The 24,573-nt window shown below is 72.8% G+C and carries 20 protein-coding genes and 2 pseudogenes; 16 read left to right on the forward strand and 6 right to left on the reverse strand.

What is annotated here, in order from left to right; all coding sequences use genetic code 11:
* Window positions 1-157: 157 nt before the first annotated feature.
* Together ABD198_RS02110 and ABD198_RS02115 are read right to left on the reverse strand one after the other, a co-directional pair.
* Window positions 158-877, reverse strand: a complete 720-nt coding sequence (locus ABD198_RS02110) for a hypothetical protein (protein WP_343997541.1) — start codon at window positions 875-877, stop codon at window positions 158-160.
* Window positions 874-5,148 carry an RICIN domain-containing protein gene (locus tag ABD198_RS02115; protein WP_343997600.1) on the reverse strand — a complete coding sequence of 1,425 codons (4,275 nt, stop codon included), beginning with the start codon at window positions 5,146-5,148 and terminating at the stop codon, window positions 874-876. Before ABD198_RS02115 ends, ABD198_RS02110 begins: the two co-directional genes overlap by 4 nt.
* 911 nt (window positions 5,149-6,059) lie before the next feature.
* Between ABD198_RS02115 and ABD198_RS02120 the strand changes: the two genes are divergently transcribed.
* The 11 genes and pseudogenes from ABD198_RS02120 to ABD198_RS02170 form a co-directional block, all read left to right on the forward strand.
* Window positions 6,060-6,839 carry a hypothetical protein gene (locus tag ABD198_RS02120; RefSeq protein WP_343997542.1) on the forward strand — a complete coding sequence of 260 codons (780 nt, stop codon included), beginning with the start codon at window positions 6,060-6,062 and terminating at the stop codon, window positions 6,837-6,839.
* Window positions 6,840-7,168: 329 nt separating this feature from the next.
* Window positions 7,169-9,016, forward strand: a complete 1,848-nt coding sequence (glmS, locus tag ABD198_RS02125; RefSeq protein WP_343997543.1) for a glutamine--fructose-6-phosphate transaminase (isomerizing) — start codon at window positions 7,169-7,171, stop codon at window positions 9,014-9,016.
* 12 nt (window positions 9,017-9,028) lie between these two features.
* Window positions 9,029-9,406: a PIN domain-containing protein gene (locus tag ABD198_RS02130; protein WP_343997601.1), complete on the forward strand. Its 378-nt coding sequence runs from the start codon at window positions 9,029-9,031 to the stop codon at window positions 9,404-9,406.
* Window positions 9,407-9,513: 107 nt separating this feature from the next.
* Window positions 9,514-9,885, forward strand: a complete 372-nt coding sequence (locus ABD198_RS02135; RefSeq protein WP_343997544.1) for a holo-ACP synthase — start codon at window positions 9,514-9,516, stop codon at window positions 9,883-9,885.
* Window positions 9,886-9,899: 14 nt separating this feature from the next.
* Window positions 9,900-10,028, forward strand: a complete 129-nt coding sequence (locus ABD198_RS02140) for a hypothetical protein (RefSeq protein WP_343997545.1) — start codon at window positions 9,900-9,902, stop codon at window positions 10,026-10,028.
* Window positions 10,029-10,080: 52 nt separating this feature from the next.
* A complete protein-coding gene (locus ABD198_RS02145; protein WP_343997546.1) occupies window positions 10,081-11,550 on the forward strand; it encodes an NAD(P)H-hydrate dehydratase in 1,470 nt (489 codons plus the stop codon).
* A 111-nt stretch (window positions 11,551-11,661) separates the two neighbouring features.
* Complete coding sequence (gene alr / locus ABD198_RS02150; RefSeq protein WP_343997547.1) at window positions 11,662-12,834, forward strand: alanine racemase; 1,173 nt, start codon at window positions 11,662-11,664, stop codon at window positions 12,832-12,834.
* A gap of 258 nt (window positions 12,835-13,092) precedes the next feature.
* Window positions 13,093-14,346, forward strand: coding sequence for an alpha/beta fold hydrolase (locus tag ABD198_RS02155; RefSeq protein ID WP_343997548.1), 1,254 nt, complete (start codon window positions 13,093-13,095; stop codon window positions 14,344-14,346).
* Complete coding sequence (gene tsaE, locus ABD198_RS02160) at window positions 14,312-14,938, forward strand: tRNA (adenosine(37)-N6)-threonylcarbamoyltransferase complex ATPase subunit type 1 TsaE (RefSeq protein WP_343997549.1); 627 nt, start codon at window positions 14,312-14,314, stop codon at window positions 14,936-14,938. The genes ABD198_RS02155 and tsaE overlap by 35 nt, the downstream gene beginning before the upstream one ends.
* A 223-nt stretch (window positions 14,939-15,161) precedes the next feature.
* Window positions 15,162-15,341 (forward strand): hypothetical protein, encoded by a 180-nt coding sequence (locus tag ABD198_RS02165; RefSeq protein ID WP_343997550.1) that lies wholly within the window; start codon window positions 15,162-15,164, stop codon window positions 15,339-15,341.
* A pseudogene (locus tag ABD198_RS02170) lies at window positions 15,338-15,691 on the forward strand (Rossmann-fold NAD(P)-binding domain-containing protein); the annotation flags it as partial. The gene ABD198_RS02165 and the pseudogene ABD198_RS02170, both read left to right, overlap by 4 nt.
* A gap of 85 nt (window positions 15,692-15,776) precedes the next feature.
* On the opposite strand, the gene ABD198_RS02175 reads toward ABD198_RS02170, so the two are convergent.
* Window positions 15,777-16,328 (reverse strand): hypothetical protein, encoded by a 552-nt coding sequence (locus ABD198_RS02175; protein ID WP_343997551.1) that lies wholly within the window; start codon window positions 16,326-16,328, stop codon window positions 15,777-15,779.
* 128 nt (window positions 16,329-16,456) lie between these two features.
* Between ABD198_RS02175 and tsaB the strand changes: the two genes are divergently transcribed.
* From tsaB to ABD198_RS02195, 4 genes are read left to right on the forward strand one after another with little or no spacing between them, the layout of a single operon-like run.
* Window positions 16,457-17,110 (forward strand): tRNA (adenosine(37)-N6)-threonylcarbamoyltransferase complex dimerization subunit type 1 TsaB, encoded by a 654-nt coding sequence (gene tsaB, locus ABD198_RS02180; RefSeq protein ID WP_343997552.1) that lies wholly within the window; start codon window positions 16,457-16,459, stop codon window positions 17,108-17,110.
* Window positions 17,107-17,607, forward strand: coding sequence for a ribosomal protein S18-alanine N-acetyltransferase (gene rimI, locus ABD198_RS02185; RefSeq protein ID WP_425580398.1), 501 nt, complete (start codon window positions 17,107-17,109; stop codon window positions 17,605-17,607). Before tsaB ends, rimI begins: the two co-directional genes overlap by 4 nt.
* Before the next feature lie 24 nt (window positions 17,608-17,631).
* The gene (tsaD, locus tag ABD198_RS02190) at window positions 17,632-18,729 is read left to right on the forward strand and encodes a tRNA (adenosine(37)-N6)-threonylcarbamoyltransferase complex transferase subunit TsaD (RefSeq protein ID WP_343997553.1); all 1,098 of its coding nucleotides are present in this window, start codon (window positions 17,632-17,634) and stop codon (window positions 18,727-18,729) included.
* Between the two features lie 22 nt (window positions 18,730-18,751).
* Window positions 18,752-19,009: a hypothetical protein gene (locus tag ABD198_RS02195; protein ID WP_343997554.1), complete on the forward strand. Its 258-nt coding sequence runs from the start codon at window positions 18,752-18,754 to the stop codon at window positions 19,007-19,009.
* 131 nt (window positions 19,010-19,140) lie between these two features.
* Here ABD198_RS02195 and ABD198_RS02200 read toward each other — a convergent pair.
* Both ABD198_RS02200 and ABD198_RS02205 read right to left on the reverse strand, forming a co-directional pair.
* Window positions 19,141-19,329: pseudogene (locus ABD198_RS02200) on the reverse strand (erythromycin esterase family protein); the annotation flags it as partial.
* 28 nt (window positions 19,330-19,357) lie between these two features.
* Window positions 19,358-21,721 (reverse strand): beta-xylosidase/alpha-l-arabinosidase, encoded by a 2,364-nt coding sequence (locus tag ABD198_RS02205; protein WP_343997555.1) that lies wholly within the window; start codon window positions 21,719-21,721, stop codon window positions 19,358-19,360.
* A gap of 237 nt (window positions 21,722-21,958) precedes the next feature.
* Here ABD198_RS02205 and ABD198_RS02210 point away from each other — a divergent pair, with 237 nt between their 5' ends.
* Complete coding sequence (locus tag ABD198_RS02210; RefSeq protein WP_343997556.1) at window positions 21,959-23,011, forward strand: LacI family DNA-binding transcriptional regulator; 1,053 nt, start codon at window positions 21,959-21,961, stop codon at window positions 23,009-23,011.
* A 315-nt stretch (window positions 23,012-23,326) separates the two neighbouring features.
* On the opposite strand, the gene ABD198_RS02215 is transcribed toward ABD198_RS02210, so the two are convergent.
* Window positions 23,327-24,505, reverse strand: coding sequence for a THUMP-like domain-containing protein (locus ABD198_RS02215; protein ID WP_343997557.1), 1,179 nt, complete (start codon window positions 24,503-24,505; stop codon window positions 23,327-23,329).
* Between the last annotated feature and the right edge of the window lie 68 nt (window positions 24,506-24,573).

Genomic DNA, 24,573 nt, shown 5'->3' on the forward strand with positions numbered 1-24,573 from the left:
TGCCCGCACCCACGGCGCCCGCCGGGCCGGGCCTCCTCTCGCGGGGTCCACGCCGGAAGGTCCGGAGGCCCTGGCCGGGATCGTGGACCGGCCGGGGACGGCGCCGCGCGGGACGGGCACGCACAGAAGGCCGTCCCGCGCAGCGCCGTACCGGCGCCTAGAGCTGTCGGTCCCCCTGCCAGGTGACCGACGTCAGCGCGGCGAGGCCCCCGTTCGCGATGCCTCGGTAGGTCACCGTGCGGGCGGGGCCGAGCTCATGGGCCAGACGCTCCGACAGCTCCTTTCCTCGCCGGAACAGCTCCCTCCAGCGCTCATCGTCGCCGTCTTCCACGAGCGTCGTCTCGATCGCCTGCTTCCACTCGTAGAAGGCGGATACGAGATCTTCGGTCAGCCGGAGACCAGCGGCAGGATCGTCCGGGGCGAAGCTGCCGAGCCCCTCCGCGTGCAGCGGGTACAGTCCGTACTCGCCTTCCACGGTGATGTCGAGCGGGTGCGGGGGAGTGCCGTGGGCGTCGATGGTCCAGTGGAACTGGTCGCACCCCCAGCACAGGAACTTCTCGTCCTGCCGCCGTTCGTCCCAGAAGCGCACCGTCCAGAGCGGGCCGAGGTGCTGTGCCACCGCACGCGCTGTCTCCAGTCCCTGCTTGACGTGCTTGCGCAGCCTGGCCCGGTCTTCGAAACCGCCGGCAGGACGCGCCCGGTTCCACTCGGTCAGCCTGTGTGCGAGTTCCTCCGGCAGCCCGAGCTCCTCCGCGGTCACCGGAAGGCTGCGCGTGAAGTCCTCGATGCGAGGGAGGGGCCCGGCGTCCGTCGCATAGAGGGGCGAGGCATCTCCCTGGGCGCGTATCAGGAGCTGTGCTGGATCGTTGCGGTTCATGCCGGATTGGCCCCAATCACACGTCCCTTGTCGTGGTTGCCGAGGGTGACCGCCACCCGGTGCACCTTCCCGTTGTACACCGTCTCGAAAATCGGCCTGGTCGGCGTCTGATGCCCCACGACTTTTCCTTCACTCAGAGCCTTGCTGAGGAGCTTGGGTATCTCCTCGATCGGCACACCGCGCTGGGCGAACTCCCCGCCGTGACGGAAGATGATGTGCACGAGTCCCTTCTTCGCGTCACCGATGTCGAGCCAGGCGAGCGGAACCCCGGGCCTGGAGTGGGGGACCACCCAGAGCAGGTTTTTCTGGTCGAATGCGATCCCGGCTTCTCTCAGCTTGTTGACATATCTCATATCCAGACCTGGAGCCGCGGCCTTGGCGCGATCTGCCATGCGAACGGCCAGGCGGAGCCCCATGCCCGCCGCGCTGCCGGCGTCTGCCAGATCTTCCGCGCTGACTCTTTCGCCGTAGATCTTCTTCAGATCGGCCAGGACCTTCTCGGCGTCCCTGCCCGTCTTGATCGCGTCCTCGACCCGTTCGGCGAGCTTGACGGCCTTGGCCATCTTCGCCGCCACGGTGGGACCGCCGAACGTTGCCGCTGCCCAGGCACAGCCGGAGCCGGCACCACCGTCATCAGTGGGAGTCGCCTTGTGGTAGCAATCGGCGAAATCCTTGACGAACAGGTCGTATCCGAGACTGGCGACGAATCCAGCGAGGTTCTTGAGCCCCGCTTTCTCGACCTCCCAGAAGCTGAAGTGGTAGGTGCGTTGCTCCTTCAGCCCCTTCTTCGTCTGCGTGGTGAGGAAGAAGGTGTCGTCCCGCGGGCAGCCTGCTTCAGTGGCGGGCACATCGGGATTGGCGCAGTAGTAGTAACTGACGGTGGCATCGAAGTGGAACTCGAATGTCACACTGCAGCCGTCGAGGGTGAGGTTGCAGCCATTGAGCTGCTTGGGTGGCTCGACGAGCTCGATCTTGTCCAGGACGAAGAAGGTGCTTGCCACGCCGGTTCCGGCGCCTTCGGAGACCTGCTTGTTGGCCTGTTTGCGTTCGGCTGACTCGGCTGCTGCCCGGGCCTCCTCGGCGTATGTGTGGGCGTCCTTCGCTGCCTTTTCCGCCTCGGTGGCGGCGGTGTCGGCGCGTTCGGCGGCTGCGCGGGCCTCCTTGGCGGAGGCCTCGGCGTCGGAGGCGGCCTTGCGGGCGGCTTCCGCGTCGAGTGCGGCCTCGTCGGCGGAGTCGCGGGCGGCCTTGGCGTGGCCCTCGGCGCGGCCGGCGGCCTTGTCGGCGGCCTCCGCGTCCTCCGTCGCCTGCCGGTCGTACTCGATCGTGCGGGCCAGGGAAGCCGCGGCCTTGGACGCGGCGGTGGCGGCGTCGGCGGCGTGGCCGAGGGCCTCCTTGGCGTAGGTGCGGGCGTCCGAGGCGTGGCCGGCGGCGTTCGCCGCGTGCACGTAGGCGGCCTTGGCGTCGCCGCGTGCCGTGTCGGCGAGGGACTTGGCGGAGGCGGCCTCCGCCTGGGCGTTCCTGGCATGGGCCTCCGCGACGCCCTGCTGCTGTTCGGCGATCGACTTCGACGCCTGGCCGGTCAGCACCACCAGGGCCGCGGCCGAGTCCTTGGTGACATACGGGGAGCCCAGCTGGATCGCGTCGTTGGCCGGTGCGGCGACCTGCCGGGCCGCGTGGCCGGCGTCGACCGCGGCCTGGGCGGTGACGTAGGCGAAGCCGGCCGCCCTGGCGGATGCGGCGACGGCCTTGCCGGCCTCCTTGCGGGCCTCGTTCGCGTGCGACCTGGCGGCCTTGGCCTTCTTCTCCGCCTCGTCGGCCAGCTCGACCGCCGTCTTGGCCTCGGCGGCCGCGTGCTTGGCGGCCTGAATGGCGTCCGCGGCGGCGGCGGTCGCCGTCTTCACCGCGGCGTCCGCCTTCAGCTTCGTCGCCTTCGCCGCGTCCGCGTCGGCGCGGGCCCGTTTGGCCGCGGCCTCCGCGCGCGTCGCCGCGGCGTCGGCCTCGGCTGCCGCCTTCGTCGCCGCATCGGCCTCCGACCGCGCCTTCTTGGCGGCGGTCTCGGCGTCATCGGCGTGCTCGGCCGCCTGGTCGGCCGCCGCCCTGGCCTGCTGTGAGTTGTCGCTGGATTCGTGCGCCTGGGCGTAGGCCTCCTTCGCGTCGGCCTTGGCGCGGGCGGCATCCGCCTTCTGCTCCGCGTCCCATGCGTCGTCGCGCAGCTTGCGCGCCTTGTCACGCGCCTTGACCGCGGCGTTCCGCTTGGCCACGGCCGTGCTCTCCGCCTCCTCGGCCTTCTCCTTGGCGCTCTGCGCCCGCGTGGCCTGGGCCTCGGCGTTCTTCCGGTGCTCGGCCGCGTCGGCCTGCTTGGCGGCGGCTTTCTCCTTCTCCGCCTTGGCCGTTTTCTCCTCGGCCTCGGCGGACAGCCGCTTGGCGTGCGCGGTGGCGGCGGCGGCCTTGGCCTCGCCCTCGGCCTTCACGGCCTCGGCGAGTTTGCCCTCCGCCGTCTCCTTGTCCTTCTTGGCGTTGTTCCGGTGCACCTTGGCCGCGTCCGCGGCGGCCTTGGCCTGCAACTCGGCGGCGTGCGCGGCCTTCTTGCGGAACTCCGCCTTGGCCTGGGCCGCCTGGGCCAGGGCGCGCTGCATGATGGTCTCGCCGTCACCGGCGGACGCACGCGTGGCGGCCTCGGCCGTCTCACCGGCCTTGACCATGGCCTCCAGCGCGGCCGCGGCACCCTGGGTGACCTGGGCCTTCTGCTGCCCGACGAGCAGGCCCCGCCCGCGCGGCGCACCCTGCTGGTCCGCGATGGCGTACGCGGCCTGTTCGGCCTTGGCACTCGCGGTGGCGGCGGACTTCGCCGCGGCGGCCTGCGCCTTGAGCACCCCGAGCTGCTTCTTCGCCCCGGCCTGCGCCTTGGCCAGTTCCGCCTTCGCCTTGTCGAACTGTGCCTTCGGCGGCACCGTCCCGTTGCTGCCGGTCGGCTTGATGAAGAACTTCTGCGGATCGGTGCCATTGCACGTCCACAGCCAGGCGTTGTGGCTGTTGTCGAACGTGTGCAGGTCGAGGCACTTGCCGGTGCCCGTGTTCTTCAGGCTCGTGGTGGCACGGAGGTTCGCCTCCCAGGTCTGGGCGGGGGAGTCGTTGCACGACCAGATCTGGATCTTCGTGCCGTTCTCCGCCTTGTTGCCCGACACGTCCAGGCACTTCAGGGAGTTGACGTTGCGCAGATGCAGGCCGCTCTCGCTGCCGAAGAGCTGCCACATCTGGGCCGCCGTGCCGTTGCACGTGTAGATCTGGACCGGCGTGCCGTTGGTCTTCTTCGCGCCCTCTACATCGAGGCACTTGCCCTTGGCGGCACGCACCTGGATCACAGCGGGAGCGTCACCCACGGCGCCGACCCCGCCGGGAGCCCAGTAGTCCTGCCAGCGGGCGAGACGGTCGGCGACCCAGGAGTGGCCCAGCAGGTCGCCGAGGGTCTTGGCCCCGGTGGCGAGAGCGGCCGTGGCGTCCGAGTTGGCGTCGAGGATCGCATCGCGCTGGCCGGCCTGAGAGGCTATCTCCTGCTGCCACTCCTCGGCCGCGGTGGCGGAGACGGTGCTCAGTGCCTGGGCCGGGTCCATGGGGTCGCGCCAGGCGCAGGCGGCGAAACGGGCCTTCAGATCCTCGACCGCCATGCGGAACTCCGCCGTGCCCGGCTCGGGTGCCGTGCGGGGGAAGCCGCCGGAGGCGAGGAAGATACGGGCGTTGTCGGCGCCCATCGGCTCGAGCGGCGAGTCCGTCAGATACGCGAAGGCGTCCCGTTCGGCCAGCGCGCGGCGCCATTGGTCCTGGGGCAGGCCCGGGTCAGGTGCCTGCGCGTACGGAGCGCCCAGCTTCTTGACGGCCTCGACGGTCTGCGCGTCGGCCCTCGTGGTGGGGTCGGCGTAGAAGTCGTCCTCGTCCTTCCAGAAGCGTTCGGAGATCCACTGGGACAGGCCGGTCTGCTCGTAGAAGTTCTTCTGCCCGTCGTTGCTGCCGGGGGGCCAGTGGAACCCGGTCTCGGTGAACCCGGCCGGGGTCGTCAGGCCGACGAGGGGCTTGGCCCAGTTGGACCTCAGGGTGTCGAGGACCTCCTGTTCCTTGCGCGCGGTGTCGCGGTCCTTGGCGTAGGCGGTGGCCAGGGGTGTCTTCTGCCAGTGCTCACGGTCGGCGAGTTCGCGCAGCTTGCCGGCGGGCTGGCCCAGGGCGGCCTGTGCGGTCTTCACCATGTCCGGGCCGCCCAGGCGCAGCACATCGGTCATCAGGCACTGGTCCTGCCGCAGCTGTTCGGCGGCCGTGACCTCGTACCAGTCGTACGAGTCGGCCGCCGGGTCGGCGTCGGCGCGCGGCCCGGGATCACGGGGATCCGCTGGAGAGGTCAGACCGGCGACGACGGCGGCGGCCAGGGCGATCGGCAGGAAGCGGGACAGTGGTCTGTGGCGACGGCGCGGGCGGTGCGGGAACCGCGGGCGGCCCGCCGCTCCGCGCCGACTTGGCGTGCCTCTGCCAAGTCTGGTTGCTGCGAGGCGCAAAGGGACTTCCCCCTTGGTCGGGTGGAGGCGACCCCGGAAACCGCCCACGCGTATGTGCACGCACTCGCGCACGCGTGAAGCGGTGTCGGTGTGGGGTGTGCCGCTGTGCCGCCGTGGTCAGGGGCGGAGGGGCTGACCCGGTGCGCGGTATGCCGGTGCCTTCTCGGCCGGCATGCCCGCGCACCCTTCCCCGTAGCGACGCTGTTCCCCCGGTCGCTGATCGATGAGCACATGAACGGAGTGGTCAGATCCGTTCAGGCGCGGCGAAACTGTAGGCATCGACTCGAGAAGGAGGGAAGGGGAAATGCCGGCCGAGCGCAGGGCGGGCGGCGCGATCCTTTCCCCTGAGCGACAGTTGCCTCGGTTCACCATCCCTTCGCAGACCAACGGGCACCTGTGAAGATTTCGTGACCGAGCCGTGGATGCGGTGGTCGTCGGCCGGTGAAAGTCGGCCGAGAGTCGACGGTCCGCAGGCGGTGGGAGGGCGGTGCACAGGCGGTGCGCGGACCGGTTTCAAGATCACGCCGGTGTTACGTTCACATACCGGGTGGTCTCTCTCCTGATCAGCTGTGAGGAATCTGTGCGTAGGGTGCGCGCACAGTCATGCGGAGTCCTCCGCAGTGTTGAAGAGAGAGTCCACAGTGAAGCCCACTTCCGTCCGCCGTACCGCCCTGGCCGCCTCCGCCGCCGCCCTCGCCCTGCTGGTCACCGCCTGCGGTGGCGACGGGGACAAGGCCGACGAGGGCAAGGGCGCCTCCGAGTCGACCGCGGCGGCCGCGCCCGCGGCGAAGGCGCTGACCGCCGCCGAGCTGGAAAAGGTCGCCCTGGCGCAGTCGGACGTCAAGGAGGGCAAGGTCGCCGCCAAGGTCCCGGCGAGGGACGACATCGCCGCGGACCAGGTGAAGACCGACGACGAGGCCTGCCTGCCGCTGGCCCGTGCGCAGGCGGGTGTCGCACAGGGCGAGCCGGCGGCGACGACGAAGCGGTCCTGGACCGGCGAGCCGAAGAAGCCCTCCGCGGGCACCGACCCCGAGGAGGCGGTGAAGGCGGCCTTCGACGTCTCGAAGATGCTGATCACCCTCGCCTCGTACGAGGACGGCGGCGCGGAGAAGGCCATGAAGGACCTGAGCACCGCGGCCGAGAAGTGCGCCGCTGGCTTCAAGGCCACCACGACCGGCGAGAAGATGGAGATCGCCGAGGTCGCCGCGACCGCCGCGCCGAAGGGCGGCGACGAGGGTGCGGCCATCACTCTCACCTTGGTGGCCGACGAGGGCCTCAAGGCCCCGAACAAGCTCGTCGCCGTCCGCAAGGGCTCGACCCTGGTGACCTTCAGCGTCGTGAACCTGGCCGCGATGGCCGAGGGCAAGGACTTCGAGGTGCCGGCGGACGTGGTGAACGCGCAGGTGGCCAAGCTGGGCTGACGCCCCCTCACGGGGTTGGGGAAGCTGACGCCCCCTCATGGGGTGGGGGAGGGCGCGGTCGTCACGGGGAAACGCCGGGTGCGCGGTCCGCGCTGCTGCCGGGTGCCGCCTCGGCCCCCGCTCCGACGGCCGTGACGAGCAGCTCCACCGTCTCGGTGTGCCCGCCCTCCCGCGCCCACTCCAGGGCGGTGCTGCCGGTGTGGCGGGCGAGGCTACCCCTCGCCTGGACCCGGTGAGGGCCGGTCGGCCGTTCGTACGGTAGCGGGAATTTCCGATTTCGGGCAGGCGGCGGCCGATTTCGGCGGCTGACGGACCATAGGGTGCCCTGCATGTGCGGAATCGTGGGTTATGTGGGTTCGCAGTCGGCGCTCGATGTGGTGACCGCCGGGCTGAAGCGGCTGGAGTACCGGGGGTACGACTCGGCGGGCGTGGCCGTCCTCGCGGACGGCGGGCTGGCCACCGCCAAGCGGGCCGGGAAGCTGGTCAACCTGGAGAAGGAGCTGAGCGAACGGCCGCTGCCCACGGGCACGACCGGTATCGGGCACACCCGGTGGGCCACCCACGGCGGGCCGACCGACGCCAACGCCCACCCGCACCTCGACAACGCCGGCCGGGTCGCCGTCGTCCACAACGGCATCATCGAGAACTTCGCCGCCCTGCGCGCCGAACTCACCGAACGCGGCCACGCATTGACCTCCGAGACGGACACCGAGGTCGTCGCCCACCTGCTCGCCGAGGAGTTCTCCTCCTGCGCGGACCTCGCCGAGGCGATGCGGCTGGTGTGCCGGCGGCTGGAAGGGGCGTTCACCCTGGTCGCCGTCCACGCCGACGAACCGGACGTGGTGGTGGGCGCGCGGCGCAACTCGCCGCTGGTCGTGGGCATCGGCGAGGGCGAGTCGTTCCTGGCCTCGGACGTCGCCGCGTTCATCGCGCACACCCGGTCCGCGATCGAACTCGGCCAGGACCAGGTGGTGGAGCTGCGCCGGGACGCGGTGACCGTCACCGGCTTGGACGGCAGCCCCGCCGAGGTGAACTCGTACCACGTCGACTGGGACGCCTCCGCCGCCGAGAAGGGCGGCTACGACTACTTCATGCTCAAGGAGATCGCCGAGCAGCCGAAGGCCGTCGCGGACACGCTGCTGGGGCGGATCGACGGCTCCGGCACGCTGTCGCTGGACGAGGTGCGGATCCCCGCGGGGGTGCTGCGCGAGGTCGACAAGGTCGTCATCGTGGCGTGCGGTACGGCCTTCCACGCCGGGCTGATCGCCAAGTACGCCATCGAGCACTGGACGCGGATCCCCTGCGAGGTGGAGCTGGCGAGCGAGTTCCGCTACCGGGACCCGATCCTCGACCAGCAGACCCTGGTCGTCGCCATCTCCCAGTCCGGCGAGACCATGGACACGCTGATGGCGCTGCGGCACGCCCGCGAGCAGGGCGCCCATGTGCTGGCCATCTGCAACACCAACGGCTCGACCATCCCGCGGGAGTCGGACGCGGTGCTGTACACGCACGCCGGTCCGGAGATCGCGGTCGCCTCGACGAAGGCGTTCCTGACACAGCTGGTCGCCTGCTACCTCGTCGCCCTGTATCTGGCGCAGGTGCGGGGCACCAAGTGGGCGGACGAGATCCGGGCGGTGGTGCGGGACCTGTCCGCCATCTCCGGGGCCGTGGAGCGGGTGCTGGAGACGATGGGACCGGTGCGGGAGCTGGCCCGGTCCCTGGCCGAGAAGAACACCGTCCTCTTCCTCGGCCGGCACGTCGGACATCCCGTGGCCCTGGAGGGCGCCCTGAAGCTGAAGGAACTCGCCTACATGCACGCGGAGGGCTTCGCGGCGGGCGAGCTGAAGCACGGGCCCATCGCGCTGATCGAGCAGGACCTGCCGGTCGTGGTCGTCGTGCCGTCGCCCCGCGGCCGTTCCGTCCTGCACGACAAGATCGTCTCCAACATCCAGGAGATCCGGGCCCGTGGCGCGCGGACCATCGTCATCGCCGAGGAGGGCGACGAGGCGGTCGTCCCCTACGCCGACCACCTGGTCCGCATCCCGGCCACCCCGGTGCTGCTGCAGCCCCTGGTGGCAACGGTGCCGCTCCAGGTCTTCGCCTGCGAGCTGGCGACGGCCCGCGGGAACGAGGTGGACCAGCCGCGGAACCTGGCGAAGTCGGTGACGGTGGAGTGAGGCGTCGGCCCTCTGCCGTGGCGTGTTTCCTACTCGAAGCTGCTTGCCGATGACGAGCAGGTGGTCGCCCTGGTCGCCGAGGCGCGCACACGCGGCATGGAGGTCGTGATCAGTGCGCTCAGCCTTGTCGAGGCCATCCACACCCGCACGAACACATCGCGCCTGAACTGGTTGCTCTCCGGCCTGCGCGTCGTCCCGGTGGGGGAAGAGGAAGCCAAGGCTGCCTGCAAGCTGCTGCGGGAGGCCGGACTGCACGGGCACAAGTACGCCGTCGACGCGGTCGTCGCCGAGGCGGCGCTGCGGCAGCACCGCCCCGTCATCATGGTCACCTCCGATGCCGACGACATGAGCAAGCTCTGTGGCGACCGTGTGCGGCTCGTGGCGGTGTGACGGCTCGCAGGCTTCTTCGTTCACCGGCTTCTCCGCGCGACGCCCGCGTACCGGTCGGGCTCCGGTCGTACGGGGCATGCGGGCGCCCCGGACCGTAAGGTGCCCCCATGAGCATCATCGGCGTCGGGATCGACGTAGCTGAGATCGATCGGTTTGCGGCGTCTCTGGAGCGGACGCCCGGGCTGGCTCAGCGGCTGTTTCTCGAGAGTGAGTTGCTGTTGCCCAGTGGGGAGCGGCGGGGGGTTGCCTCGCTGGCCGCGCGGTTCGCTGCCAAGGAGGCGCTGGCGAAGGCGCTGGGGGCGCCGTCGGGGATGCACTGGAGCGATGCCGAGGTTTACGTCGAGGACAGCGGGCAACCCCGGCTGCGGGTGAAGGGGACCGTGGCGGCGAGGGCCGCCGAACTGGGCGTGCGGTCGTGGCATGTGTCGCTCAGTCACGATGCCGGGGTCGCGTCGGCGGTCGTGATCGCGGAGGGGTGAGAGGAGTGAGGGACGTGGTGACGCTGGGGTTTCCCGGGGCCGGGGTGGATCTGCCGGTCTGGGGGCAGGCCATGCTGGTCGTCGCCGCCACCCTCACGGTCGTCTTCGCGCTCGTACGGCTGATGCGGAACCGGCGTCGCTGACTTTGGCTGCGCGGGCGGGCGCCCGTGTTGCGTCTGCGGGAGACTCGGACGCATGCGTACTGCGTACAGCGTGGAGAAGGTCAGGGCGGCGGAGCGGGAACTGATGGCGCGGCTGCCGGAGGGGGCGCTGATGCAGCGTGCCGCGGCCGGGCTGGCCGCCGCCTGCGCGGATGTGCTGGGGCGGGTCTACGGCAGCCGGGTCGTGCTGCTGGTCGGCAGCGGGGACAACGGCGGGGACGCCCTGTACGCCGGTGCCCGGCTGGCGAGGCGGGGCGCCGGGGTGAGCGCGGTGCTGCTGTCGCCGGAGCGGGTGCACGCCGGTGGGCTCGCGGCGTTGCGCCGTGCGGGTGGCCGGGCCGTGGGGACGGACGGGGCCGAGCAGCTGATCGAGCGGGCCGATCTCGTGGTGGACGGGATCGTCGGGATCGGCGGGAAGGGCGGACTGCGCCCGAATGCGGTGCCGTTGGCCGCTGCGGCCGAGCGGTCGCGGGCCGTGGTGGTGGCGGTGGATCTGCCGAGCGGTGTGGACGCCGACACCGGGGAGGTGCGCGGGGTCGCCCTGCGGGCGGATCTCACGGTGACGTTCGGGACGCACAAGCCGGGGCTGCTGATCGACCCCGCGCGGGAGTACGCGGGGCTGGTGCGGCTGGTCGACATCGGGCTCGAACTCGCGGAGGAGCAGACCGAGCTGGAGGCCCTGCAGCATGCGGATGTGGCGCGGCTGCTGCCGGTGCCTCGGGCGGAGAGCGACAAGTACCGGCGCGGGGTCGTGGGGATCGCCGCCGGGTCCGCGCGGTATCCGGGTGCCGCGGTGCTCGCGGTGGCGGGTGCGCTGCGGGGCGGGGCCGGGGCCGTGCGGTACGTCGGGCCTGCGGGGAGCGCTGTGATCGCCCGGTTCCCCGAGACGCTGGTGTCCGACCGGGGGCCCAAGCACGCGGGTCGGGTGCAGGCGTGGGTGACCGGACCGGGCGCCGGGGACGACGCGGCGACGGTGGGGGAGGTGCTGGCGGCGGACGTGCCCGTGCTGATCGACGCGGACGGGCTGCGGCTGACGGATGCGGCGGCGGTGCGGGCACGGAAGGCGCCGACGCTGATGACCCCGCACGCGGGGGAGGCCGCCGCGCTGCTCGGGGTCGAGCGGGAGGAGGTCGAGAGCGGACGGCTGGCGGCGGCCAGGGAACTGGCGGAGCGGTACGGGGCGACGGTGCTGCTGAAGGGTTCTACGACGCTGGTGGCGGAGCCGGGAGGCGGGCCCGTGCGGGTGAATCCGACGGGGACGTCATGGCTGGCGACGGCCGGGAGCGGGGACGTACTGTCCGGGCTTGCGGGGTCCTTGCTGGCGGCCGGGTTGTCGGCGCGGGACGCGGGGAGCGTGGGGGCGTATATGCACGGGCTGGCCGGGCGACTCGCGGCGGGGGCGGAGACGGGGCCGGGTGGCGGTGCGGCGCCGGTCGGGGCGCATGACGTGGCTTCGGCGATTCCCAGGGCGTGGCGGGACGTCGTGCGGGAGGCGGGGGGCTAGGGGTACCGGAAACCAACCGGTTTGTCCCAGGCGTCCCCTACGGGGAGGGTGACCCCACCCGAGAAAGCCGTCACAGCCCTCGCCCGCCCCCTCTGAGACACTGACCCCACCATGAGTGAGACAGAAGCCCAGCGGACCGGCACCCTGCGCGCCCGTGCCGAGATCGATCTGGACGCCTTGCGGGGCAATGTGCGCCGGCTGCGCGAGCTGGCGCCCGGTGCTGCCCTGATGGCCGTGGTGAAGGCGGATGCGTACGGGCACGGGGCGCTCGCCTGCGCCAGGGCGGCTGTCGAGGCCGGGGCGACCTGGCTGGGTACCGCCACGCCCCAGGAGGCGCTGGCCCTGCGCGCGCCGGAGGCCGGGCTGCCGGCCGATGTGCGGATCATGTGCTGGCTGTGGACGCCCGGAGGGCCCTGGCGGGAGGCGGTCGAGGCCGGCCTCGACGTGTCGGTGAGCGGGCTGTGGGCGCTGACGGAGGTCACCCAGGCCGCCCGTGCCGCCGGGAGGCCGGCGCTGGTGCACCTCAAGGCGGACACAGGGCTCGGGCGCAGCGGGTGCCAGCCCGAGGACTGGGCCGAGCTGGTCGGCGCCGCGCTGCGGGCCGAGCGGGAGGGGCTGGTGCGGATCGCCGGGCTGTGGTCCCACTTCGCCTGCGCCGACGAGCCCGGGCATCCCTCCATCGCCGCCCAGCTCTCCCGCTTCCGGGAGATGGTGGCGTACGCCGAGGCGCAGGGCGCCCGGCCCGAGGTGCGGCACATCGCCAACTCGCCCGCCACCCTCACCCTCCCCGAGAGCCACTTCGACCTGGTCCGGCCCGGCATCGCGCTGTACGGCGTCTCGCCGAGCCCCGAGCTGGGCAGCTCCGCGGACTTCGGACTGCGGCCGGTGATGACGGTGTCCGCCTCGCTGGCGCTGGTCAAGCGGGTCCCGGGCGGGCACGGCGTCAGCTACGGGCACCACTACGTCACCCCGGGCCCGACCACCCTCGGCCTCGTTCCCCTCGGCTACGCGGACGGCATCCCCCGGCACGCCTCCTCCACCGGACCGGTGCTGGTCGAGGGCAAGTGGCGCACGGTCGCGGGGCGGGTCGCCATGGACCAGTTCGTCGTCGACCTGGGCGGGGACGCGCCGCCGGAGGGGACGGAGGCGGTGCTGTTCGGGCCCGGTGACCGGGGCGAGCCCACCGCCGAGGACTGGGCGCAGGCCGCCGGCACCATCGCCTACGAGATCGTCACCCGGATCGGACCACGCGTCCCACGCGTCTATGTGAATGCGTCAACGTGAGCGCGTCGTGAGTGCGTCTGTGTGAGCACGCCGGACATGTGAGCGCGTCGGACACGTGAGTGGGTCGGATATCTGAGTGGGTCGGATATCTGAGCGGGGGCAGGCCTGCGGGCATCCAACGCGTCCTGTGAACGCCCCCGCTGTGAAACGCGTCGCTGTGAATGAGGGGCGGGGCGGGTAAGCGATGCACAGACGGGTGATGCGGACGGGCCCGACGGGCCCAGCCCGTGAGCAGCAGCCGGTGAAGAGGAGCGGTACGTGACCGAGAGCAGTGCGGAGGCCGCCGCGAGCGCCGCCACCGCGGCCGTCGCCTCCGCCGCCGGGGCGTCCGGGGGCTGGCGCCGGGCGACCGGCATCGCGGGCGTCGCGATAGGCGTGCTCGCCACCGGCGCCGCCGCGGGCGTCGCCATCGAGCGGATGACCGTCGGCCGGGGCATGCGCCGCAAGGCCCGGCTGGTGCTCGACTCGGCGGGACCGTACGGCACGCTGCGCGGCACGCCCGGCCGGGCGTACGCCGAGGACGGCACCGAGCTGTACTACGAGGTCGACGACGTCGACCCCGCGCAGGAGGCGGGCCCCGCACGCCGGCGCCGGCTGTTCGGCCGCAAGCCGCCGGCGCCCGTCACCGTCGTCTTCAGCCACGGCTACTGCCTCAACCAGGACTCCTGGCACTTCCAGCGGGCCGCGCTGCGGGGTGTCGTACGGACCGTGCACTGGGACCAGCGCAGCCACGGGCGTTCCGCGCGGGGCGCCGCCCAGCTGGAGCGGGGCGAGCCGGTCACCATCGAGCAGCTGGCGCGTGATCTGAAGACCGTGATCGACGCCGCCGCGCCCGAGGGGCCGCTGGTGCTGGTGGGGCACTCGATGGGCGGCATGACGGTGATGGCGCTGGCCGACCAGTACCCGGAGCTGATCCGTGAGCGGGTCGTCGGCGTGGCCCTGGTCGGTACGTCGTCGGGGCGGCTCGGCGAGGTGAACTTCGGGCTTCCGGTGGCCGGGGTCAACGCGGTGCGGCGGGTGCTGCCGGGGGTGCTGAAGGCACTGGGGCAGCGGGCCGAGCTGGTGGAGATGGGGCGCCGCGCGACGGCGGATCTGTTCGCCGGGATCATCAAGCGGTACTCGTTCGCCTCCCGGGACGTGGACCCGGCGATCGCCCGGTTCGCCGAGCGGATGATCGAGTCGACGCCGATCGACGTGGTCGCCGAGTACTACCCGGCGTTCAACGACCACGACAAGACCGAGGCGCTCGCCCACTTCGCGGATCTGCCGGTGCTGGTGCTGGCCGGGGTGCAGGACCTGGTCACCCCCAGCGAGCACAGCGAGGCGATCGCCGACGCGCTGCCGGACGCCGAGCTGGTGCTGGTCCCGGACGCCGGGCACCTGGTGATGCTGGAGCACCCGGAGGTCGTCACCGACCGTCTCGCCGACCTGCTCACGCGCGCGGGAGCGGTGCCCGCAGGGGCTACCGTGGGTGGCTATGGAAGCACCAGCAGCACGGCACAACCCGGCTGAGCACGAGCCCTCCGGCCGGCCCACCGATCAGCCCGCACCGGACCAGCCGTCCGGGAAGTCCGGGTCCTTCGAGCCGTCCGGGCAGTCCGGCGGGTCCGCGCAGGCCGGGCAGACCGTCGAGCTGACGGTCACCTCGGCCGACCGGATGCGGGAGCTGGGCCGCACCCTCGCCAAGCTGCTGCGCGCCGGTGACCTGGTGATGCTCAGCGGTGAGCTGGGCGCCGGCAAGACCACGCTGACCCGGGGGCTCGGCGAGGGGCTCGGGGTGCGGGGCGCTGTCACCTCGCCGACGTTCGTGATCGCCCGGGTCCACCCGTCCCTGGGCGACGGTCCGCCGCTGGTCCATGTGGACGCCTACCGGCTCTCCGCGGGCCTGGACGAGATGGAGGACCTCGACCTCGACGTCTCGCTGCCCGAGTCGGTGGTCGTCGTGGAGTGGGGCGAGGGCAAGGTCGAGGAGCTGACCGACGAGCGGCTCCAGGTCGTCATCCACCGCGCCGTCGGCGACACCACCGACGAGGTGCGGCACGTGACCCTCACCGGCCTGGGCGAGCGCTGGGCGGAGACGGACCTGAGCGTGCTGTCGGCGTAGGGCGGAAGACGCGGAAGACGCGCCGGCTAGGACGGAAGCTCTGCCGGCGTGGGACGGGAGATTCCGACAAGGCGTCGGGAAAATGTTGCGCTCGAGCCGTCGGGCGTGGTCACATGGTATCCAGCACGTAGTTAGGTGTACCTAAGTACTTCCTCAGTGTTCCCTGAGTACCGAGTTCCTGACTGCTTCCCGCCCCCCGCCCCCCGGCCCCCAGGAGGCGTCCATGTCGGCCACCGAGAGCGAACGCCGGACCACGGCGCAGCCGAAGCCGGTCTCCGGGGTGTCCATGCGTGATCTGCTCGCCGCCTGCGCCGCCGCGGCCACGATCTCCACCCCGCCGCCGGCGCCCGCGCCGAAGCCGCACCTCGCCGGACCGGTCAGGGACCGCCGCGAGGCCGCATGAACGTTTCCCCGCACCCTCGTCTGCGCTGTGCCGTGCTCGACGACTTCCAGGACGCCGCCCTGCGCTCGGCCGACTGGAGCGTCATCGAGGACCGCGTCGACGTCGTCACCTTCCGCGAGCACATCGCCGAGTAGGACGAGCTCGCCGAGCGGCTGGCCGGCTTCGACATCGTGGTGACCCTGCGTGAACGGGTGCCGTTCCCGGGCACGTTGCTGGACCGCCTGCCCCGGCTGAAACTGCTCGTCGCCTCCGGCATGCGCAACCCGGCCATCGACTTCGCGGCCGCCGAGCGCAACGGGGTGACGGTGTGCGGCACCGCCAGCTCCTCCACCCCGCCGGTGGATGCGACAGCACCCCGGGCCGAGGACGGGGCTACAGCACCCCGGGCCGAGGACGGGGCTACAGCACCCCGGGCCGAGGACGGGCGGGCGGTCCCTACGGCACCACCACGACCTTCCGGCCGATCGTCGCGAACCTCCACATCGCCGCCCCGTCCGCCCGCGTCTCGCGCACTCCGCCGGTGCGGACCTCCGGGTCGAGCTGCGGCACGGAGCCGTCGAGTGCCGCGCTGAAGCCGATCACCGTGCCGTCGACGCCGGCGAAGCGCACCACGTGCTCGACGGGAACGCCGTCCGAACCGGTGATCCGCTTGGAGCGGGAGGTGACCCGGTAGGTGCCCGGCGACGGATCCACCGTGGAGGGGTGGACGGAGAAGGTGCGCCGGATCCGGCCGTCCTCCTCGACCAGCCACACCCGGTCCGCGTCCAGGGAGTACACCACCCGCGTGCCCTGACCGGAGCGGGCGGGAGGGGCCTCGGGGTTCCCCTTCTGGCCGGGCGTCCTGGGCGCGGACTGCGCGGTGCCCGGCTGCGCGGCGGCGCGCAGGCCGGCGGGGACGTTCTCCGCCGCCTGGTGACCGAGGTAGCCGACCGTCGCGAGCGCCGCCGCGGTCAGCCCCGCCACGATCGCCGAGCTGGTGCCTGCCACCGTCGTCACCTCTGTCCTGTCCGTACCGTTTCGGCCCGTCCTGTACGCACGTGTTCCGGACGGTAGCAGTCCGTGACCGGCCGGACCGTGCGGCCGTGGCGAAGGCGCGGGAGCCGTAGGCTGTTTGCGTGCTCTTGCTCGCTCTGGATACCGCCACCCCTGCCGTCACGGTCGCCCTGCACGACGGCGACGACATCATCGCCTCGTCGAGCCAGGTGGACGCCCGCCGGCACGGTGAACTGCTGCTCCCGGCGATCGACCGGGTCCTCGCCGACGCCGGCCGCAAGCTGGACGCCGTCACCGGCATCGTCGTCGGCATCGGGCCGGGGCCCTACACGGGCCTGCGCGTCGGCCTGATGACCGCGGACACCTTCGGGCTCGCGCTCGGCGTCCCCGTGCACGGCGTGTGCACGCTGGACGCGCTGGCCTACGCGGCCGACCTGCCGGGGCCCTTCGTCGTGGCGACCGACGCCCGCCGCAAGGAGGTCTACTGGGCCCGCTACGCGGACTCCCGCACCCGGGTCACCGGCCCGGCCGTCGACCGGCCCGCCGACATCGCCGAGCAGGTCAGGGACCTGCCCGCGGTCGGCGCGGGGGCGCTGCTGTATCCGGAGACCTTCCCCAGGGCGCACGAGCCCGAGCACGTGTCCGCGGCCGCCCTGGCCCGGCTCGCCGCCGAGCGGCTGGCCGCCGGTGAGGAGCTGCCCGCACCGAGGCCGCTGTATCTGCGGCGGCCCGACGCCCAGGTCCCCAAGAACTACAAGGTGGTCACCCCCAAGTGACCGGAACCGACACCGTCGTGCTGCGCGAGATGCGCTGGTGGGACATCGAACCCGTGCTGGAGCTGGAACGGGAGCTGTTCCCCGAGGACGCCTGGTCCCGGGGGATGTTCTGGTCCGAGCTGGCCCACTCCCGCGGCCCCGGGGCGACCCGCCGCTATGTCGTGGCCCAGGAGGGCGACCGGATCGTCGGCTACGCGGGGCTCGCCGCCTCCGGCGGTCAGGGCGACATCCAGACCATCGCGGTCGCCCGCGACCACTGGGGCAGCGGCCTCGGCTCGCGGCTGCTGACCGAGCTGCTGCGGGCGGCGACCGCCTTCGAGTGCTCCGAGGTGATGCTGGAGTGCCGGATCGACAACGTCCGCGCCCAGAAGCTCTACGAGCGCTTCGGCTTCGAGGTCATCGGCGTCCGGCGCGGCTACTACCAGCCGGGCAATGTGGACGCGCTGGTGATGCGCCTGTCCGACCCTTCCACCTCTGTCCCACCGGCCTTCCGGTGAACGGCGTACAAGGAACCGAGATCAATGGCTGACGAACCCCTGGTCCTGGGGATCGAGACCTCCTGCGACGAGACCGGCGTCGGCATCGTCCGCGGCACCACGCTGCTGGCGGACGCGGTCGCCTCCAGCGTCGACGAGCACGCCCGCTTCGGCGGTGTCGTCCCCGAGGTGGCGTCGCGGGCGCACCTGGAGGCGATGGTGCCGACGATCGAACGCGCGCTGAAGGAGGCCGGGGTGAGCGCGCGGGACCTGGACGGCATCGCCGTCACCGCCGGCCCGGGGCTCGCCGGTGCGCTGCTGGTCGGCGTCTCGGCGGCGAAGGCGTTCGCCTACGCCCTCGGCAAGCCCCTGTACGGCGTCAACCACCTCGCCTCGCACATCTGCGTCGACCAGCTCGAGCACGGTCCGCTGCCCGAGCCGACCATGGCGCTGCTGGTCTCCGGCGGGCACTCCTCGCTGCTGCTGTCCGCCGACATCACCACCGATGTCCGCCCGGTGGGCGCCACCATCGACGACGCGGCCGGCGAGGCCTTCGACAAGATCGCCCGCGTGCTCGACCTCGGCTTCCCCGGCGGCCCGGTCATCGACCGGTACGCGCAGGAGGGCGACCCGGACGCGATCGCCTTCCCGCGCGGCCTGACCGGGCCGCGCGACCCGGCGTACGACTTCTCCTTCTCCGGGCTGAAGACGGCCGTGGCCCGCTGGATCGAGGCCAAGCGGGCGGCCGGCGAGGAGGTGCCGGTGCGCGATGTGGCGGCCTCCTTCCAGGAGGCGGTGGTGGACGTGCTCACCCGCAAGGCCGTGCGCGCCTGCAAGGACGAGGGCGTCGACCATCTGATGATCGGCGGCGGGGTGGCCGCAAACTCGCGGCTGCGGGCGCTGGCCCAGGAGCGCTGCGAGGCGGCCGGGATCCGGCTGCGCGTGCCGCGCCCCAAGCTGTGCACCGACAACGGGGCGATGGTGGCCGCGCTGGGCGCCGAGATGGTGGCCCGGAACCGGCCCGCCTCCGACTGGGAGCTGTCGGCCGACTCCTCGCTGCCGGTCACCGACCCGCATGTGCCGGGGGAGGCCCACACCCACGACCAGGTGCACGAGCTCAGCACGGAGAACCTGTACTCGTGACGGGCAAGGAGAACGCGTACTCGTGACGGTCGCGTTGATGTGGGAGGCGCGGGCGGTGCCCGGCCGGGGCGGCGAGCTGCTTCAGTGGGCGCGGGCGCAGCGGCTGGACCCCGGCCCGCTGCGCCGGGAGACCTTCCGGGCGCCGCAGGACCGGGTCCTCGTGATCACCTGGTGGGACGCCCCGTACGACGCGGAGCTGCCCGAACTGCCCGAGCCGGACAGCGCGTTGGTCACCCGCGCGGTGCACCGGTGGCGGTTCGAGTCGGTGGGCACCGGCTGAACCGCACCGCCCGCCGGGTCCTCAGAACCGCTTCCGGGCGGACACGGAAACGGGTCAGACGCGCGGGAGCAGGCCGATCGGCCGGGTCTCGTCCACGTACACCAGCCCGCCGAGCGGAGCACATTGACCTGGTCCGGGGGACGGGGCCAGTGTGTGCCGATCTCCCGCTTGGGCCGGGTGACGCCCAGCCAGGCGCGGGCGGCGGCCGGTGCGGTGCGCAGATCGATGAACCAGTCGGGGTGACTGACCCGGTCCAGCGTCTCCTCCACCGAGCCGGGGGCGATCGGGCCCGAGGAGAACGTCTTCACGTCCGCGTCACTCGGCGGAGCGGCGGACCACCCCCAGGGATCACCCCGCTCCGCCGGTCCCCTCCACCCCCGAGCCCTTCAGGACGCCCGGGCTGTCCGGGAGCACCGACACCTCCGTCTCGCATCGCAGGCGACGGTCCGGCCCCAGCTGTCGCGTCTCGCCGGTGAGGGTGAGCCGGGCGGTGTGGCGCACCTCCGCGCTGGAGGCCGCCAGGCGCAGTTCCAGGTCGCCCGGTTCGACGATGCGCACGCCCCTGCGGTCGGTGAACGCCGCCAGGTCCGCGTGGAAGCGGAAGGTGACCCGGGCCGCCGCCCCCGGGTCCAGCTCGACCCGCTGGTAGCCGATCAGGCGCATGTCGGGGCGGGTCACCGACGCCACCGGGTCGTGGAGGTACAGCTGCACCACCTCGGCGCCCGCGCGGTCGCCGGTGTTGCGGACGGTCAGCGAGACGTCGTACGCCCCGTCCGTCGCGATCGCGGCCGGGGTGCCGCCGGTGAAGTCCTCCCAGGCGAACGTGGTGTAGGAGCGGCCGTGGCCGAAGGCGTACAGCGGGGTCGGGTCGAGGCTGCTGACCTCGCCGGCCAGGCCCAGCGGAGGCTGGAGGTAGGTCCAGGGCTGCCCGCCGGGGACGCGCGGCACGCTGACCGGCAGGCGGCCGGAGGGGTTGACCCGGCCGGACAGCACGCCCGCCACCGCCGGGCCGCCCTCCTCGCCCGGGAAGAAGGCCTGGACGACAGCGCCGAGGCGCCCGTCCCAGCGGCCCAGCGCGTACGGGCGCCCGGTGAGCAGCACCAGCACCACCGGCACGCCCGTGGCGATCAGCGCGTCCAGCAGCTCGGCCTGCACCCCGGGCAGGCTCAGGTCGCTCACGTCGCAGCCCTCGCCCGAGGTACCGCGGCCGAACAGGCCCGCCCGGTCGCCCAGCACCACCACGCACACGTCCGCCTCGGCGGCCCGCGCCACGGCCTCCTCGAAGCCCGAGGTGTCCGGGCCGGAGGTGTCGCAGCCCTCGGCGAACGTCACCTTGGCGTCGGGCAGTTCGGTGCGCAGGGCGTCCAGCACCGTCGGAATGTCGATGCCCAGGGGGACACCGGGGTGGTGGGTGAGGACATGGGAGGGGAAGGAGTAGCAGCCCAGCATCGCCAGCGCGTCGGCGGCGCGCGGGCCGACGACCGCGATCCGGGCCTCGGGGGCGAGCGGGAGCAGCCCGCCGGGGTTGTCCAGCAGCACCACCGACTCCTCGGCGAGGCGGCGGGCCAGGGCACGGTTCCCGGTGGAGTCCAGGTCGAGGGGTGCGGTCGGCTCGGGCGTCCAGTCCTCGTCGAGCAGGCCCAGTTCGCACTTCTGCAGCAGCACCCGGCGGGCCGCCCGGTCCACCAGTTCCTCGGGGATCTCGCCCGCGCGGACCGCGGCCACCAGGGGGGCGCCGTAGCACTTGAGGGTGGGCAGCTCGACGTCGATGCCGGCCAGCAGGGCCGCGTGCGCCGCCTCGGCGTCGCTGCCCGCGACCCGGTGCAGGGTCTCGAGGAAGCCGATGCCGAAGTAGTCGGCGACGACGGTGCCGGTGAAGCCCCACTCCTCGCGCAGCAGCCGGGTGAGCAGCCCCGGGTCGGCGGAGGCGGGCACCCCGTCGGTCTCGGTGTAGGCGGCCATCACCGAGCGGGCCCCGCCCTCGCGCAGCGCCATCTCGAACGGCGGGAGCGTGACGTCGGCGAGCTCCCGCACGCCCGCCCGCACCGGCGCCAGGTTCCGCGCCCCGGCCGAGGAGGCGTACCCGGCGAAGTGCTTCAGCGTGGCGATCACCCCGGCCGACTCCAGGCCGCGCACATAGGCCGTGCCGATCGTGCCGACCAGGTACGGGTCCTCGCCGATGGTCTCCTCCACCCGGCCCCAGCGCGGGTCGCGGACCACGTCCAGGACGGGCGCGAGGCCCTGGTGGACGCCGGCCGCGCGCAGGTCGTGGCCGATGCGGCGGGCCATCTCCTCCACCAGGGCGGGGTCGAAGCTCGCGCCCCAGGCGAGCGGCACGGGGTAGGCGGTGGCCTGCCAGGCGGTGAACCCGGCCAGGCACTCCTCGTGCGCGACCGCCGGGATGCCGAACCGCCCCGCCGCCGCGATCTGCCGCTGCGCACGGGCCAGCGCCTGCGCGCCGAGGTCCGGGTCGACGGGGGCGGTGCCGAAGGAGCGGGTGATCTGGCCGAGGCCCCGGGTGATCAGTTCGTCCCAGTCGTAGTCGGAGCTCATGTCGTGCTGGTGCGGTGCGACGCCCTCGCCGTCCGTGTCGGCGCCCACCCACACGCCGTACAACTGGGCGGTCTTCTCCTCCAGGGTCATCCGGGAGAGCAGGTCGTCGACGCGGGCGGCGGCGGGCAGGCTCGGGTCACGCCAGGGCGCGGTGGTCATGAAGCTCCTGTCGGGTGGACGGACGGCCCTCTCACGAACGTTCCTCGCGGACGTTCACCTTGACTGGGTTCGAAGTGACTGGGGTTCGAGGTGACTTGGGTTGAAGTGGCTCGGGTTGAAGTGGCTCGGGTTGAAGTGGCTAGGTTCGAATGTTTCGAAGCATTCATCGAATGTTCCGGGAACCTATGGCGCCTCGGAGACTTCGTCAAGGGGTTCTGCGGGGATACGATCGCGGCCATGAGTTCCTCGCAGCCCGCAGAAACCCGGACGCAAGGGCGCGGCGGCCAGACCGCGACGCTCGCCGAGATCGCCCGGGAGGCCGGTGTCTCGGCGCCGACTGTTTCGAAGGTCCTCAACGGTCGCGCCGATGTCGCCCCGGCCACCCGCAGCCGGGTCGAGCAGCTGCTGCGGGATCACGGCTACCGCCGCCGGCGCGCCGAGGCCACCCGTTCACCCCTGATCGACCTGGTCTTCCACGAGCTGGAGAGCGCCTGGGCGATGGAGGTCATCCGGGGTGTGGAGAACGTGGCGCGGGACGCCGGGCTGAGCGTGGTGCTCTCCGAGAGCGCGGGCCGGCTCACCCCCGGCCGCACCTGGGCCGACCAGGTCGCCGCCCGCCGCCCGTACGGCGTGATCCTGGTGCTCTCCGGCCTGGACGAGGCCGGGCGGGCGCTGCTGACCAGCCGTTCCATCCCGTTCGTGGTGATGGACCCGGCGGGCGACCCGGGCACCGACGTGCCCTCCATCGGCGCCACCAACTGGCAGGGCGGGCTGGCCGCCACCCGGCATCTGATCGAGCTGGGGCACACCAGGATCGGGGCGATCAGCGGGCCCACGCACATGATGTGCAGCCGCGCCCGCATCGACGGCTACCGCGCCGCGCTGGAGACCGCGGGCCTGCCCGTCGACCCGGCGCTGATCCTCACCGGGGACTTCCACCACGAGGCCGGCTACCGGCAGGGTCTCGCCCTGCTGCAACGGGAGGACCGGCCCACCGCCGTGTTCGCCGGCAACGACCTGCAGGCGCTCGGGTTCTACGAGGCCGCCCGCGAGCTGGGGCTGCGCATCCCGGAGGACGTGAGCGTGGTCGGGTTCGACGATCTGCCGGTGGCCCGCTGGGTGGGGCCGCCGCTGACCACGGTGCGGCAGCCGCTGACCGAGATGGCGGAGGCGGCGGCCAAGCTGGTGCTGGACCTGGCCAAGGGCGCCGGCCAGCAGACGGCGACCCGCGTGGAGCTGGCCACCAGCCTGGTGGTGCGCAGCAGTACGGCGGCGCCGGCGGGAGCGTGAGACGCGGGCCGCTGAGGCCGGCCGACGGGTCTGCGAAAGTTTCGGGCACGGGTGCGCAAGGTCGCCTGCGACGGCGCCCGGGGGGCGGGCGGAGGCAACGCAAGCAGCGTTCACCAGACGCGCGGAAGCAGCGCTCACCGAACGCGCGGAAAATTTTCCGGCGAGCGTGTCGATCCAGGCGTCTCCCGTTCGACGCAGGGGTGAGAGGCCGGGAGGGACCCGGCCCGCGCGCGCTGCTGCTGCGGCGGGCAGCGGAGCTGCCGGGGCGAGCCGAGCCGCCGCGGGGGGCGCGGGAGAGCGGCGGCTGACGGCTGATCAGCCGGCCGGACGGCCGAGCAGCATGGCCGGGGCCCCGGCGACCCGGGTGAGGAAGACCGTGACGGCCTCGCTGCCGTGCGGCTTGGGCAGCACCTTGCGGCGCAGTTCCTCCGGTTCCACCGCCGAGCCGCGCTTCTTGACGGTGAGGGTGCCGACCCCGCGCTCCCGCAGCAGCGCCTTCAGCTTCTTGGCGTTGAAGGGGAGCCGGTCGGTGATCTCGTAGGCGGTCGCGTAGGGCGTGGGGCGGTGCTCGTCGGCGGTGATGTAGGCGATGGTCTCGTCGATCAGGCCGCCGCCGAGCTCCTCGGCCACCTCGGCGACCAGATGGGCGCGGATGACAGCGCCGTCGGGTTCGTAGAGGTACCGGCCGGGCGGGCGCACCGCCGGGTCGGGCAGGCCGCGGGAGACCAGGGTGCGCGGGCCGGGCAGCAGCGTGGCGCGGAAGGCGCCCTTGGTCCGGCGCGCGCCGAACCACAGCACGGCCTCCTTGACGTCCCCGCCGTCCGAGATCCACTCGGCCTCGGCGTCGTCCGGGATCGCCTCGTGCGGGACGCCGGGCGCGATCTTCAGCGCGGCGGCGAGCGGTGCCGTGCGCGCCGCCCCGATCGCCCAGGACAGCGGGGGCGAGTAGGCCTCGGGGTCGAAGATCCGGCCCCGGCCGCCGCGCCGTGCCGGGTCGGCGAAGACCGCGTCGTACCCGGCCGTGTCGACCCGGGTGACGTCGTCCTCCCGCACCTCGATCAGGTCTGCCAGGCCGAGAGCCTCCGCGTTGGCCCGTGCCGCCGCCGCGGTGAGCGGGTCGCGGTCCACCGCCAGCACCCGGATCCCGGCGCGGGCCAGGGCGATGGCGTCCCCGCCGATCCCGCAGCACAGGTCGGCCACCGAGGTCACGCCGAGCTCGGCGAACCTCCGCGCCCGGTAGGCCGCCACACTCGCCCGCGTCGACTGTTCGACCCCGTTCGCGGTGAAGAACATCCGGCGGGCGTCCTCCTCGCCGAACTTGGCCACCGCCCGCTGCCGCAGCCGCGCCTGGGTGAGCGCCGCGGACACCAGCTCGGCGGGGTGCTCGCGGCGCAGCCGGGTGGCGACGGCGAGTTCGTCCGCCGGGGCGGTGTCGCGCACCTCCTCCAGCAGAGCGCGGCCTTCGGGGGTGAGGAGCGGGGCGAGGTCGTTCACCGGCTCATTGTGGGCCAGTCGGTGGACCGGGCGCCTCCGGCCGCGGTGTCGGACCGGATCAAGGGCGG

Origin of the sequence: Streptomyces thermocarboxydovorans (assembly GCF_039524635.1) — a bacterium.
In the GTDB taxonomy this organism is placed as follows: domain Bacteria; phylum Actinomycetota; class Actinomycetes; order Streptomycetales; family Streptomycetaceae; genus Streptomyces; species Streptomyces thermocarboxydovorans.